This is a genomic window from Gibbsiella greigii (genome assembly GCF_039540155.1).
Lineage (GTDB): Bacteria > Pseudomonadota > Gammaproteobacteria > Enterobacterales > Enterobacteriaceae > Gibbsiella > Gibbsiella quercinecans.
In genome coordinates, this window is sequence record NZ_BAABEM010000020.1 from 229,242 (window position 1) to 243,323 (window position 14,082).

The 14,082-nt window shown below is 55.1% G+C and carries 12 protein-coding genes; 11 read left to right on the forward strand and 1 reads right to left on the reverse strand.

What is annotated here, in order from left to right:
* Positions 1–248 precede the first annotated feature (248 nt).
* Positions 249–956, forward strand: coding sequence for an acyl-homoserine-lactone synthase (locus AC559G_RS14040; protein WP_416261329.1), 708 nt, complete (start codon positions 249–251; stop codon positions 954–956).
* Here AC559G_RS14040 and AC559G_RS14045 read toward each other — a convergent pair.
* On the reverse strand, positions 873–1,616 hold the full coding sequence (locus tag AC559G_RS14045) for a helix-turn-helix transcriptional regulator (protein WP_462614835.1): 744 nt from the start codon (positions 1,614–1,616) through the stop codon (positions 873–875). The two genes, AC559G_RS14040 and AC559G_RS14045, sit on opposite strands and share 84 nt — an antisense overlap.
* A gap of 846 nt (positions 1,617–2,462) precedes the next feature.
* Here AC559G_RS14045 and AC559G_RS14050 point away from each other — a divergent pair.
* The 10 genes from AC559G_RS14050 to ghrB all read left to right on the forward strand — a co-directional run bounded on the left by AC559G_RS14050 (position 2,463) and on the right by ghrB (position 13,964).
* Complete coding sequence (locus AC559G_RS14050) at positions 2,463–3,035, forward strand: DNA-3-methyladenine glycosylase I (protein ID WP_498912924.1); 573 nt, start codon at positions 2,463–2,465, stop codon at positions 3,033–3,035.
* Positions 3,023–3,481 carry an N-acetyltransferase gene (locus AC559G_RS14055; RefSeq protein WP_095846465.1) on the forward strand — a complete coding sequence of 153 codons (459 nt, stop codon included), beginning with the start codon at positions 3,023–3,025 and terminating at the stop codon, positions 3,479–3,481. The genes AC559G_RS14050 and AC559G_RS14055 overlap by 13 nt, the downstream gene beginning before the upstream one ends.
* Before the next feature lie 106 nt (positions 3,482–3,587).
* Positions 3,588–4,595 (forward strand): LacI family DNA-binding transcriptional regulator, encoded by a 1,008-nt coding sequence (locus AC559G_RS14060; RefSeq protein ID WP_498912925.1) that lies wholly within the window; start codon positions 3,588–3,590, stop codon positions 4,593–4,595.
* A 119-nt stretch (positions 4,596–4,714) separates the two neighbouring features.
* Positions 4,715–6,841, forward strand: a complete 2,127-nt coding sequence (locus tag AC559G_RS14065) for an alpha-galactosidase (protein WP_498912926.1) — start codon at positions 4,715–4,717, stop codon at positions 6,839–6,841.
* Positions 6,842–6,909: 68 nt separating this feature from the next.
* Positions 6,910–8,181 carry an MFS transporter gene (locus AC559G_RS14070; protein ID WP_438598036.1) on the forward strand — a complete coding sequence of 424 codons (1,272 nt, stop codon included), beginning with the start codon at positions 6,910–6,912 and terminating at the stop codon, positions 8,179–8,181.
* Positions 8,182–8,251: 70 nt separating this feature from the next.
* The gene (locus AC559G_RS14075; RefSeq protein ID WP_095846469.1) at positions 8,252–9,286 is read left to right on the forward strand and encodes a LacI family DNA-binding transcriptional regulator; all 1,035 of its coding nucleotides are present in this window, start codon (positions 8,252–8,254) and stop codon (positions 9,284–9,286) included.
* Between the two features lie 453 nt (positions 9,287–9,739).
* Positions 9,740–10,492 (forward strand): sugar phosphate isomerase/epimerase family protein, encoded by a 753-nt coding sequence (locus tag AC559G_RS14080; RefSeq protein WP_498912927.1) that lies wholly within the window; start codon positions 9,740–9,742, stop codon positions 10,490–10,492.
* 2 nt (positions 10,493–10,494) lie between these two features.
* Positions 10,495–11,460 carry a sugar kinase gene (locus tag AC559G_RS14085; RefSeq protein ID WP_498912928.1) on the forward strand — a complete coding sequence of 322 codons (966 nt, stop codon included), beginning with the start codon at positions 10,495–10,497 and terminating at the stop codon, positions 11,458–11,460.
* A 158-nt stretch (positions 11,461–11,618) separates the two neighbouring features.
* Positions 11,619–12,887: an MFS transporter gene (locus AC559G_RS14090; RefSeq protein WP_498912929.1), complete on the forward strand. Its 1,269-nt coding sequence runs from the start codon at positions 11,619–11,621 to the stop codon at positions 12,885–12,887.
* A gap of 99 nt (positions 12,888–12,986) precedes the next feature.
* Positions 12,987–13,964, forward strand: coding sequence for a D-glycerate dehydrogenase (gene ghrB / locus AC559G_RS14095; RefSeq protein WP_498912930.1), 978 nt, complete (start codon positions 12,987–12,989; stop codon positions 13,962–13,964).
* The last annotated feature ends 118 nt before the right edge of the window (positions 13,965–14,082 follow it).

Sequence of the window (14,082 nt, forward strand, 5' to 3'; positions counted from 1 at the left end):
ACGATAGGCCAAAGAGCAAAGCCAACGCATCTACAACGCTACTTTATTCCGGGTGCTGCATGAGTATTTTTTGCACATTTATTTCACAGAATAATACGTTATAAAAAAGATAAATCCCCTCCATTTTAATATTTGACAAGCTACTATTGAAATAGCCTAAATTTACTTATTAGCTATAATTTGGTATTCTTAGCTATAAAGAATTGCAAATAAAAAAGCATGGTTGATTTTATTAGGAAAAAAATAGAATGATAGAGATTTTCAATGTGAATTATGATCTACTTTCTGAAAATAGATCTGCAGAGTTATTCTCTCTTAGAAAAAAAACATTTAAAGATCGTCTCGACTGGATTGTAAACTGCAAAAATAATATGGAATTCGACGAGTATGACAACTCACATACTACGTATCTCTTCGGCGTCTGTGACAATCTGATTATTTGCAGCATGCGGTTTATTGAAACAAGATATAATAATATGATCACAGGCACCTTTAAGCATTATTTTAATAAAATCAATATTCCAGAAGGTAACTACCTTGAAGCCAGCAGATTATTTATTGATAAACAACGTGTGCGTTCCCTTCAGCTTCATCAACACCCAATTAGTTCAATCCTTTTCTTATCAATGATCAACTATGCCCGCGATAAAAATTATGAGGGGATTTATGCGATTATCAGTCATCCAATGCTAATCATATTCCAGCGCTCCGGTTGGAAAATTTCTATCGTTGAACAGGGGATGTCAGAAAAGAACCAGAAAATTTACCTGATTTATATGCCCGTAGATAATAAAAACCAGCAAACACTCATTAACCGCATCCAAAAGCACGAACTACTCTCAAATAAAAACGGCCTAGATGCGTGGCCACTATCACTCAGCATCCGGGAGAATCGGTCTGATGAGCTGCAGCTCGATCCCAAGCCTTATGGCATGTTTAGCATTGGTAACGCCTAGCTTTTTAACGGCATTGCCAATATGATATTTTACTGTGGTGAGCTTAATCCCCAAGATAAGCGCAATTTCCGGATAGGATTTACCCATACTCGCCCAGTAAATAATTTCATTCTCACGCTTTGAGAATATCTCCTTTTTGTTCATTTTCTCAAAATCATCAGGACTATTCAGCTCCTGATAATGCTCTGTGAGCTTCTCATGCGTAGTAATCAATAACATTTGAATTTTGTCTTTATCTTGTTCTATTTTACCCTCGATATCATCCCCGCAATTCTCATCAAGGATAAGAGATAAGACAACAAGATTATGATAGTGATCGTGAAGCACAAATGTATATCCATTTATGATATTGTAATTTTTCGCCATATCAAAAATCTTGGGGAGTTTTAATCCTGAACTAATCATTATATTTTCATCCCAAGAGAAAGGGGTGATACGGTGCGATGCCATAATCAGTACTGGATCGATAAATTGATAATTATTCTTTTTGTAAAACTCGAACCACTCTGTCCGGTTAGATATTATTTCAAAATTAGCCGGGTTTCGTTTATTCATTATTGCATAAGCATATTTAATATTATTATATTCGCTTAACTTCCTTTCCAAATGATTTTTTATGGAGGTGTTGATAAACTCATTATCAAAAAATGATGTAGACACGTAACCATCTCCTTAAAAAACACATTAATTATGCTAAACTATAACATACAATTATAATTTAGCATAATTAAAAAGTCTTTAATCAAACCATCCAGTAAAACACGACTAAACAACCTTCATTGCTAATAAGCACGGATATACTAACTTATGATTACATTAGCTTTGATATATTATCACAATGAAACAAATTTTCAGTCTGTAAAAATACAAAGATGAAATCTAGGTGAAAGATATATAAAGAAATGTTCAATAATAATGTCTAGCGACACAAATATGTGTGGCAGCACGTTGATTTTTATCAATTAAATTGAAATTATTAACAATGAACATTCTATGAAGAGAAAACGATAGGCCAAGAAAATAGCACTAACAGTATAGGAAAACTCTAAATTGCATAGAACAAAGAAATATCTGAGTTTCATAAAAAGAACAATAACTTCCCCGGCGACATTACTGACGCAAGAGAAAGAAATTGACAAATAATCTATGGTGATACGATAATAATTAAACTATTTTCCCTGGTGTTGGCCAAATGGCTAGCTGATCCTGTTACCAGGATCAGTTTTTTTTTGTATTTTTTTGAACACTCAGTCTCTTGTTGATAACGATAAGAGTTTTTATCAGCAAATGATAGTTGTACTAAAGTACAGTCAGACACTGTACTTTCTTATATGACTGCTACGCCCTTTCTGCAAAAAATTCAGCTCTAACCCTATTGGTTACCTCTGCTGCCATTAACTGCAGCAGGGCAATCTTGAGCAATGATCTTACCCCACAGACACTTGCCAAAGCGGCCGCTTCAGGCGATGATTCCCTGTAAATAAACACAGTGAAAGGGCATTCAGCATGACAGATAAACGCTGTGGCTGGGTAACAGCCGATCCGTTGTATATTGATTATCACGACAATGAATGGGGCCAACCCACGCTTAGCGGCCAAGCGCTGTTTGAAATGCTATGCCTTGAGGGCCAACAGGCTGGGCTTTCCTGGATCACCGTGCTGAAAAAACGGGAAAACTATCGCCGGGCCTTCCACCAGTTCGAGCCGCAACACATTGCCGCCATGACCGAGCAAGACATAGAAACCCTGCTGCAAAATAGCGGCATTATCCGCCACCGCGGCAAAATTCAAGCCATCATCAACAATGCCAGGGCCTATCTGGCGATGGAGGCCGCCGGCGAAGACTTTGTGGCGTTCATCTGGCAATTTGTCGATGGTAAACCCCTACTGAACCACTGGGAAACGCTGGCCCAGGTGCCGGCAAAAACGCCGCAGTCCGACGCTATGTCCAAGGCGCTGAAAAAACGCGGCTTCAAGTTTATCGGCTCCACCACCTGCTATGCCTTTATGCAGGCCTGCGGGCTGGTGAACGATCATCTCACCCACTGCATCTGCCATCCAGCATCATGCCGGGCCTGATCCGTGCCGCTTGCCGGGAAGATACAGAACGGCTGATACAACTGTGGCTGATCAGCACCATAGCGGCCCATCCGTTCGTGCCGGAAAGCTATTGGCGGCAGAGCACCTGGCTGGTGCGGGAACGCTATTTGCCGCAGGCGAAAACCTGGGTTTATTTGCACGCGGGCAGCATCGTCGGCTTTATCAGCATCCTGGAAGAGCGCTTTGTCGGTGGGTTGTTCGTAGAACAGGCCTTTTACGGCCGCCAGGTGGGCCAGGCGCTGATGCAATTTGTCCAGTGCCGCTATCGCTGGCTGAGCCTGGAAGTTTACGAAGAAAATCATCGCGCCTGCGCCTTTTATCGCAAGCAGGGGTTCCAACAGGCCGCGCGTATCTACAATGCAGAAACCCACGCCTTTACCCTGATCATGCATTGGTTTGCCGCCGCCCCCGGCCAGCAAGGCTAACCGGCCCTGGGCCAGGGCGTATTTCCTGGCCCTGCTACTCCCGCCAACACCGCGCCCTGTGGTACTCTCGCCTTGCCCTTTCCGCCATTTTTCAGCAGAGAATGTTATGTCCCTGAAAGCGATCGCCAAGGAACTTGGCCTGTCCATAACCACCGTCAGCCGCGCGCTGAACGGCTACGATGATGTGGCGCAAAAAACGCGTCAGCGGGTGGAAGCAATGGCAAACCAGATGGGATACCGCCCGAATACGCTGGCGCGCCGTCTGAAAATGGGCAAGATCGACGCCGTTGGCCTGGTTTTCCCCTTCAATTCCCATCCGTTCGGCAACGCCACCTTTATGGAAATGGTCGGCTGCATCAGCAATGAACTGGTGCAACACGAGATCGATCTGCTGCTGGTTGCCGATGAAGCGCCACACTTGTCCTTTACGCGCCTGATCGAAAGTAAGCGGGTGGATGCGCTGATCGTGGCGCACACGCTGAATGACGATCCGCGCCTGCACCAGCTGCAGCGCCTGAACTTCCCGTTTCTGGCGCTCGGCCGCAGCCAGCTGGAAGGCGACTACGCGTGGTTTGACTTTGACAACCACGCAGGCTGCAAAATGGCGGTGGACTACCTGGCGCACCTTGGCCACCGCCGCATTGCCTACCTCGGGGAAAATAATCACCAATCCTTTATCAGCCAGCGCCGCCAGGGCTATCTGGACGGGCTGGCGGCCAACCACCTGCCGCTGCATGAAGAATACCTGTGCCGCATTACCCCCAGCCGGCGCGCCGGCTATCTTGCCACCCAACAGCTGCTGGCACAGGCCACGCCGCCGACGGCGATCATCACCGATTGCAACGGCCACGGCGAAGGCGCGGCAATGGCGCTGCGCGACGCCGGGCGCCTGGGGCCGGGTGGGGTTCCGCTGGTGGTCTACGACGGACTGCCGCCGGACAGCCTGCTTGATCTGCCCGTCAGCGCGATTGTGCAAGCCACCCGCGAACAGGTGGGCAAACAGATCGCCGAAATGACGCTGGGCCTGATCCAACGCCAGCCGCTCAATCAGCTACAGGTGCTGTGGCAACCGGTACTGAAACCCAGCCCGGACGATCTGCCGCTCGCAGACTAGCCTTCCATAAGCCTCTTTTTTGCTCAGTCAGATCACAGATCCGAAACGTTTCGGCTTTAACCCAAAACGTTTCGGATTATTGATCGGAGCACAAACATGGCTTATTAAGGAACCCGATCATGGAAGCTACCGTTGTGCGGCTCACCAGCGCCGCTACCGACGTTATCGTGCGCTGTTCCCCGTTTGCAGAAATCCTCTACTGGGGGCCGCATCTGAGCGATTTTACAGCCCAGGAGGTGCTGACTCTAGGGCGCCCGGTGCCAAATGGCCGCCTGGACGTTGACACCCCGTTGACGCTGGTGGCCGAAGCCGGCCGTGGCCTGTTTGGCGCGCCCGGCGTTGAAGGCCATCGGGACGGCCTGGATTGGTCGCCGGTATTTACCACCTGCGATGTGATCCATACCGGGCAACAACTGGAGATTGTGGCTGAAGATCGCCAGGCCGGGCTGCAACTGCATAGCGAACTGGTACTGGATACCGCCAGCAGCGTACTGCAAATGCGCCATACCCTGACCAACACCAAGCCGGAACGTTACTGGCTGAACCGCCTGGCACTAACCTTGCCGCTGCCGGAGCGCGCCGGCGAAGTAATGGCGTTCCACGGCCGCTGGATCCGCGAGTTCCAACCACACCGCATCCCGCTAGCCCACGGCGGCTATCAACAGGAAAACCGCCGCGGCCGCACCTCGCACGAATACTTCCCCGGCATGATGATCGGCACCGACGGCTTTAGCGAGCAGCAAGGGGAAGTGTGGGGCGTGCACCTTGGCTGGAGCGGCAATCACCGCCTGCGCGCGGAGGTGAAAACCGACGGCCGCCGCCTGGTGCAGGCCGAAGCGCTGTATCTACCGGGGGAAATGGTGCTGGAAGAAAATGCCAGCCTGAGCACGCCGTGGTTGTACGCCGCCTGCTCGCAACGCGGCCTGACGGCCCTTAGCCAGCAGTTCCACCGCTATGTGCGCCAGCACATTCTGCATTTCCCCGGCAACAAGCCGCGCCCGGTGCACCTTAACACCTGGGAAGGCATCTATTTCGATCACCAGCCGGAATACATCATGCGCATGGCCAGCCAAGCCGCCGAACTGGGCGTCGAGCGCTTTATCATTGACGATGGCTGGTTCCGCGGCCGCGATCACGATCGCGCCGCCCTGGGGGACTGGTATCTTGACGAACGCAAATACCCCGACGGCCTGGAACCGGTGATCGGCCACGTAAAACGTCTGGGAATGGAGTTCGGCATCTGGGTGGAGCCGGAAATGATTAACCCGGATTCAGACCTGTACCGCGCCCACCCGGACTGGGTGCTGGGGCTGGCGGGTTACCAACAGCCCACCGGCCGCCACCAGTACGTGCTCGATCTGTGCAACCCGCAGGTGTTTGATTACCTGTTGGCGCGCCTGGAGTGGCTGTTGAGCGCGCATGATATCGACTATGTGAAATGGGACATGAACCGCGAAATCGTACAGCCCGCGCACCTGGGCCACGCGTCGCTGACCGCGCAGACCGCGCAGTTTTACCGGCTGCTGGATACGTTGCAACAGCGTTTCCCAGCGGTGGAGTTTGAATCCTGCGCATCCGGCGGCGGCCGCATCGATTACGAAGTGCTCAAACGCAGCCACCGTTTCTGGACCTCGGACAACAACGATGCGCTGGAGCGCCAGAGCATCCAACGCGGCATGAGCTACTTTTTCCCGCCGGAAGTGATGGGCGCGCACATCGGCAACCGCCAATGCCACGCCACCGAACGCCAGCACAGCATCAGCTTTCGCGGCCTGACGGCGCTGTTCGGCCACATGGGCATTGAGCTGGATCCGGTTAAAGCAGGGGAAGAAGAGCAACGGGGCTTTGCCCGCTACGTGGCGCTGCATAAAACCTTGCGGCCGCTGCTGCACAGCGGCGACGTGGTGCGGATCGATCATCACGACAAAAACACGTTGATCAACGGCGTGATCAGCCCCACGTGCGATCGCGCGGTGATCCTGGTCAGCCAGTTGGCGATGCCGGAGTACACCCTGCCAGGCAACCTGCGCATCCCGGGGCTAAACCCACAGGCGCGCTACTGCATCAGCCTGCTGGATACCCCGGCGCTGATCCACCAGCAGCAGGGCGGCCACACCATGCGCCAACTGCCGGCCTGGATGAAACAGCCGTGTGAAGCCAGCGGTGAGTGGCTGGCGCAGGCCGGGTTGGCGCTGCCGGTGCTGGATCCGGAAAGCGCCATGCTGATTAATATCGAACAGCTTTAATAAAGCCAGTGCGGCGGCCAAGCGCCGCCGCATGCTCATCGCCAGTCAGTAGCGAAAGGACAATAGCAATGAACGCCACCGTCTGTACCTACAAAAACAACCGTAACTTCTGGATATTCGGCGCCTTCTTTTTCCTGTACTTTTTCATCATGGCTACCTGCTTCCCGTTTTTGCCGATTTGGCTGTCGGAAGTGATTGGCCTGAATAAAACCGAAACCGGGCTGGTTTTCTCCTGCCTGTCGCTGTTTGCCATTCTGTTCCAGCCGATTTTCGGCATTATTTCCGATAAACTGGGGCTGAAAAAACATCTGCTGTGGATCATTTCACTGCTGCTGTTGTTCTTTGCGCCCTTCTTCCTGTTTGTCTTCGCCCCGCTGCTCAAGACCAACATTCTGCTCGGCGCGTTAAGCGGCGGGGCCTATATCGGCTTTGTGTTTTCCGGCGGCTCCGGGGCCGTCGAGGCCTATATCGAAAAGGTCAGCCGCAAAAGCGCGTTTGAATATGGCAAAGCGCGCATGTTCGGCTGCTTTGGCTGGGGGATCTGCGCCTCGACCGCCGGCGTATTGTTCAACATCAACCCGGACATTGTATTTTGGATGGGCTCGGGTGCGTCCGTTCTGCTGATGCTGTTGCTGCTGCTGGCCGATCCCAAAGAAAACCCTACCGCCGTGGTGATGAATCAGCTCGGGGCCAACCAGCCGCAGTTCAGGATCAAAATGGCCGCCGAGCTGTTCAAAATGCCGAAAATGTGGCTGTTTATCCTTTACGTGGTGGGCGTTGCCTGCGTCTATGACGTGTTCGATCAGCAGTTCGCCAACTTCTTTAAATCATTCTTTAGCTCACCGCAGCGCGGCACCGAAGTGTTCGGCTACGTCACCACCGCCGGCGAACTGGCCAATGCGCTGATCATGTTCTGCTCGCCGTGGATCATTAACCGCATCGGGGCGAAAAATACACTGTTATTGGCCGGGATGATCATGTCGATTCGCATCATCGGCTCTTCCTTTGCCACCACCGCGCTGGAAGTGGTGTTGCTGAAAATGCTGCACGCGCTGGAAGTGCCCTTCCTGCTGGTCGGGACTTTCAAATACATCACCGCCATCTTCGACACCCGGCTTTCCGCGACTATCTACCTGATCGGCTTCCAGTTTGCCAAACAGGGCGCGGCAATCTTCCTGTCCGCCTTTGCCGGCAATATGTATGATCGGATTGGTTTTCACAGCACCTATATGATCCTTGGCGGCCTGGCGCTGGGCGTGACGTTAATCTCCGCCTTTACGCTGAGCAGCACGCCAAAAAGCCAGGCGCTGCCGGAAGGTGCGCCCAGCGCCACATCTTGATAGCAGAGGCTCCCGGCGGCGCGGCGGGTGTGTTAGGCTCAGTGGCTATCTACCTCAGGAGGGATCGACCGTGAGCAGTGTGAAGGCATCGCGCGCCGCCGGGCGCGCTACCATCAGCGATGTGGCCAAAGCCGCCAAAACCGGCAAGACCAGCGTGTCGCGTTACCTGAACGGTGAACAGCACCTGCTGTCTGACGATCTCAAACGCCGCATCCAGCAGGCGATTACACAGCTCGACTACCGGCCAAGCCAGATGGCGCGCAGCCTGAAAGGCGGCCAGACCCGGCTGATCGGCCTGATTATCGCCGATATCACCAACCCCTATTCGGTGGATGTGATGCGCGGCATCGAAGCCGCCTGCCGCCAGCACGGCTTCACCCTTCTGGTGTGCAACACCAACAATGAAGTCAACCAGGAGCAGCACTACCTGCAACTGCTCAGCAGCTACCGGGTCGAGGGCATCGTCGTTAACGCCGTCGGGATGCGTGAAGACGCGCTATCGGCGTTGCATCAGTCGCAGTTGCCTATGGTGCTGATCGACCGGAAAATCCCGGATTTCACCTGCGATGTGGTAGGGCTGAACAACCATGAAGCGGCAACCCGGGCCACGGAGCACCTGTTGCAACAGGGGTTTGAAGCCATTTTGTTCCTAAGTGAACCAGTCGGCACCGTTAACACCCGCCTGGAGCGCCTGCTCGCTTTCCGCCAAACCATGGCGGAGCACCCGGCGCTGGCGGCGGAACAGGCGGAAACGCCGCTGAACGACGGCCCACAGTTGGAAACGGTGCTGCGGGAATTTAATCTGCGCCATCGCGGTATGCGCAAGGCGGTGATTTCCGCCAACGGTGCGCTGACGCTGCAAGTGGCGCGCGCCATGCGCCGCCTCGGCCTGCACTGGGGCAGCGATATCGGCCTGCTGGGCTTTGACGAACTGGAATGGGCGGAGCTGGCCGGGGTGGGGATTACTACGCTAAAGCAGCCGACCTATCAGATGGGGCATACCGCGCTAGAGCAGTTGCTGCAACGTATTCAGGGGCTGGCGTCTGCACCGGAAGAGCGGGTGTTTTCCGGTGAGCTGATTGTGCGGGGTTCAACGACCCGCTAGGTTTTTTCCCTCACCCCAACCCTCTCCCAAAGGGAGAGGGAGCCGTCCGTGCAATAGTGGAAGCTCGGCATTCCGCTTAAAAATATCGCTACAACAAGGGGTTTCCTCTCTCCCACAGGAAGAGGGAACCGCCCGAGCAATAGTGGAGGCTCGGCATTCCGCTTATCAAATGATTTAAACATAGCGCTACAACAGGGTTTGGCAGGGCACTAATCTTGATAAGAACTCCAGTTTTCCCCCTCTCCCTCTGGGAGAGGGCTGGGGTGAGGGTGCTGGATGAGCGGAAACATCCGCCGCCTGCGCGCCAGCTTTTACCCGATTAACTCCGACTATTTTTTGTTCACCGTTCGTGATTTCGATCATACTTTTACACTCTGTCGCTTTCGCATGGAACCGGTTCCATCTAACGTATTTATAACGGCAATATAAAACGCAGCCGATTCAGGAGCGGGTATGAAAAAAGAAATTATCGTCGTGACCGGTGCCTATGGCGCCGAAGCCGTCCACCAGCAAGGTGGCCAGGCGGCGCTGCTGCCGCTTATTGCGCAGGCGGGCGCAGAAGGCGTGGAGATTCGCCGCGAGCTGTTCAGCGCGCAGGACATCGACGCCCTGCCGGCCCTGGCCAAGGCCATCGCACAGCATGGGTTATTCGCCGTCTATTCCGCCCCGGAAGCCTTATTTACGCCGCAGCATGCGCTTAACCCAAACCTGGAAGCGCGCCTGGCCGAAGCGCAGATCCTGCACGCCCGCCAGCTCAAGCTGTCGCTCGGCCATTATCAGCCGGGGTTTGACTTCACCCCGTTGAAAGTGGCGCTGGAAAAATACCCGCTGCAGTTGGTGGTTGAAAACGATCAAACCCCCGACTGCGGTGTTTTGCCGATGCTCAACGCCTTCTTCCACGCCGCAGAAGACAACCATCTGCCGGTAGGGATGACTTTTGATATGGCCAACTGGCTGTGGGTGGGCCAAGACGCGCAGGCCGCGGCCGAGCGGCTGGCGCGCCACGTCAGCTATATCCACGTGAAGGCCGCCGCCCAAGGGCCGCGCGGCTGGCGCGCCATTGCGCTGGATGAAACCGACGGCAGTTGGCGCAACCTGTTGGCCCTGCTGCCGCAGGACGCGCCGCGGGGTATCGAGTTCCCATTACAGGGCGACGATCTGGTGGCAGTCACCCGCCACTACGTTAATCTTTTACGTGCGGAGTAAACATGATGGCAACACAGACAACCGAACGCTATTCAGCACTGGACGTCGTCACCCTGGGCGAAGCCATGGCGATGTTCGTCGCGGCGCAACCCGGCGATCTGGCAGAAGTGGAAACCTTCACCAAGCGCATTGCCGGCGCCGAATTGAACGTGGCCATCGGCCTGTCACGCCTGGGCCTCAACGTCGGTTGGGTGAGCCGGGTGGGCAACGATGCTTTTGGCCGTTTCACCTTGCAACAGTTGAAAAAAGAGGGGGTTAACGCCCATTGCGTTACCGTGGACGGCCACTACCCAACCGGTTTTCAGATGAAATCCAAAGCCCAGGATGGAACCGATCCCATTGTGGAGTATTTCCGTAAAGGTTCGGCCGCCAGCCATCTTTCCACCGCCGATTTTGATCGGGATTACTTTGGCCGCGCCCGCCACCTGCACCTGAGCGGCGTGGCGGCGGCGCTGTCCGGCTCCTCGCTGGCGCTGTGCCACTACGCCGCACGCGAAATGCGCGCCATGGGCAAAACCATCTCCTTCGATCCCAACCTGCGCCCTGTGCTGTGGCCAAGCCAGGCAGTGATGATCGCGCAGCTTAACGCGCTGGCGTTTGCCGCCGACTGGGTGCTGCCGGGGCTGAAGGAAGGCCAAATCCTGACCGGCCAGTCAACGCCGGAAGGCATCGCCGATTTCTATCTGGAGCACGGCGTGCAGGCGGTGCTGATCAAAACCGGCCCGGAAGGCGCCTGGTTCAAAACCGCCGCCGGCGATCAGGCCGTGGTGCCGGCGGTAAAAGTCAGCAACGTGGTGGATACCGTGGGTGCGGGAGACGGCTTTGCCGTGGGGGCGATCAGCGCCCTGCTGGAAGGCAAAACGCTGAAACAGGCGGTGCAACGCGGCAATAAAATCGGCTCGCTGGCGATCCAGGCCATCGGCGACAGCGAAGGCCTGCCGACCCGCGCCGCCTTGGCCGAATCATAAACCGATAAAAACGATTCATTTTTTAACCGCCCGCTCCCAACGGCGTACGCCTCTTGCCCTACAGCCAGGACGTGCTGGGAGAATACTGTCCCCGTGGGTTGCCAGGCCATAAGCCAGGCAGCCAGCGGGGAAACAAGACACCACTGAGGAGTCTGAACATGAGTACAGCAACTGTCGCAGTCAAACGCTGGTGGTACATCATGCCCATCGTGTTTATCACCTATAGCCTGGCCTATCTCGACCGCGCTAACTTCAGTTTTGCTTCTGCCGCCGGCATCAATGAAGATCTCGGCATCACCAAAGGCATGGCATCCCTGCTGGGCGCCCTGTTCTTTCTCGGCTACTTTTTCTTCCAGATCCCCGGCGCAATCTACGCCGAACGGCGCAGCGTCAAAAAGCTGATCTTCTGGTGCCTGATCCTGTGGGGCGGCTGCGCCTCGCTGACCGGGATCGTCAGTAACATCCCCATGCTGGCGGCAATCCGCTTTATTCTTGGCGTGGTGGAGGCCGCCGTCATGCCGGCCATGCTGATTTACATCAGCAACTGGTTCACCAAGTCTGAACGTTCGCGCGCCAATACCTTTTTGATCTTAGGCAACCCGGTGACGGTGCTGTGGATGTCGGTCGTTTCCGGCTACCTGATCCACGCCTTCGGCTGGCGGGAAATGTTCATCTTTGAAGGCATCCCGGCGATCATCTGGGCCTTCTGCTGGTGGGTGCTGGTGCAAGACAAACCCGCCCAGGCCAACTGGCTGAGCAAAGACGAAAAGCTGGCGCTGCAACAGCAGTTGGAAGAAGAACAGAAAGGCATTAAAGCGGTGCGCAACTACAGTGAAGCCTTCCGTTCCCGCAACGTGATCCTGCTGTGCGTGCAATACTTTGCCTGGAGCATCGGCGTCTACGGTTTTGTGCTGTGGCTGCCTTCCATTCTGCGCAGCGGCATGCAGATGGGCATGGTGGAAGCGGGCTGGCTGTCTGCGGTGCCTTACCTGGCCGCGACCATCGCCATGATCGTGGTTTCCTGGGCGTCGGACAAAATGCAAAACCGTAAGCTGTTTGTCTGGCCGCTGTTGTTGCTGGGCGCGCTGGCGTTCTTCGGCTCCTACGCCATCGGCCCGAATCATTTCTGGATCTCTTACGGCCTGCTGGTGGTCGCCGGCGCGGCGATGTATGCCCCATACGGGCCGTTCTTCGCCATCATTCCGGAAATGCTGCCGAAAAACGTGGCCGGCGGCGCCATGGCGCTGATTAACAGTATGGGCGCCCTGGGCTCGTTCTTTGGCTCCTGGTTCGTCGGCTACCTGAACGGCGCAACCGGCACGCCGGCCGCCTCATACATGTTTATGGCCATCGCGCTGGTGGTATCGGTGGTGCTGACGCTGGTGGTAAAGCCCGCCCGCGCTGAAACCCATCCGCAAATAGCCTGATGGGGATCGATTATCTCAGCAGAGGGGCAGGCGGCACGCCCCTCTGCGCGCTATGCTTTATGCTATGTTGGATTAATTATTAGCCTGCTGGAGTTTGTAATGAAGCCTTCCATTGTATTGTACCGAAGCATCCCGGCCGATCTGCTTGAACGGCTGGAGCAGCATTTTACCGTGCATACCTTCAACAGCCTGACCCCGGATAATCCGGAACGCCTGAAAGAGGTATTGCAACAGGCCGAAGGGATCATCGGCACCGGCGGCAAAGTGGATGAAGCCTTTCTGCAGCAGGCGCCAAATCTGCGCGCAGCTTCCACCATTTCCGTCGGCTACGACAACTTCGACGTCGCCGCGCTCAACGCCCACAACGTCGTCCTGATGCACACCCCCACGGTGCTGACGGAAACCGTAGCGGACACCATCATGGGCCTGGTGCTGGCGGCCGCACGCCGTATCGTAGAAGTGGCCGAGCGGGTTAAAGCCGGCGAATGGCAACACAGTATCGGCCCGGATTGGTTCGGGGTGGATGTTCACCACAAGACCATGGGGATCCTCGGTATGGGGCGCATCGGGCTGGCGCTGGCGCAGCGCGCGCACTTCGGCTTCGGTATGCCGATACTGTATAACGCCCGCCGCACCCATGAAGAAGCCGATCGGCGCTTTAACGCCCGCCGCTGCGATCTGGATACGCTCCTGGCGGAATCCGACTTTGTCTGCATCACGCTGCCACTGACGGAGCAGACCTTCCACATGATTGGCGCCGAGCAGTTGGCGAAGATGAAAAAGAGCGGCATCCTGATCAACGCAGGCCGTGGCTCTGTGGTGGATGAAAACGCGCTGATCGCCGCGCTGCAAAACGGCACCATTCATGCCGCCGGGCTAGACGTATTCGAAGAGGAGCCGCTGCCGCTCAGTTCCCCATTGTTGAAGATGCCGAACGTGGTCGCCCTGCCGCACATCGGCTCGGCAACGCATGAAACACGCTACGGTATGGCCGAGTGCGCCGTCAATAATCTGATTGCCGCGTTGACCGGCACGGTAACGGAAAACTGCGTTAACCCCCAGATCCTGCAGCGCTAACGCCCCTCCCCCTGACGCCTCATCCCCGCTTTTCCGCCGCGGGGATGAGGCTATTTTTGCCTTCTCCTGCACACTGGAAGCGACTCTACGATAACAATGCTTCCCGCCACGTGTAAGG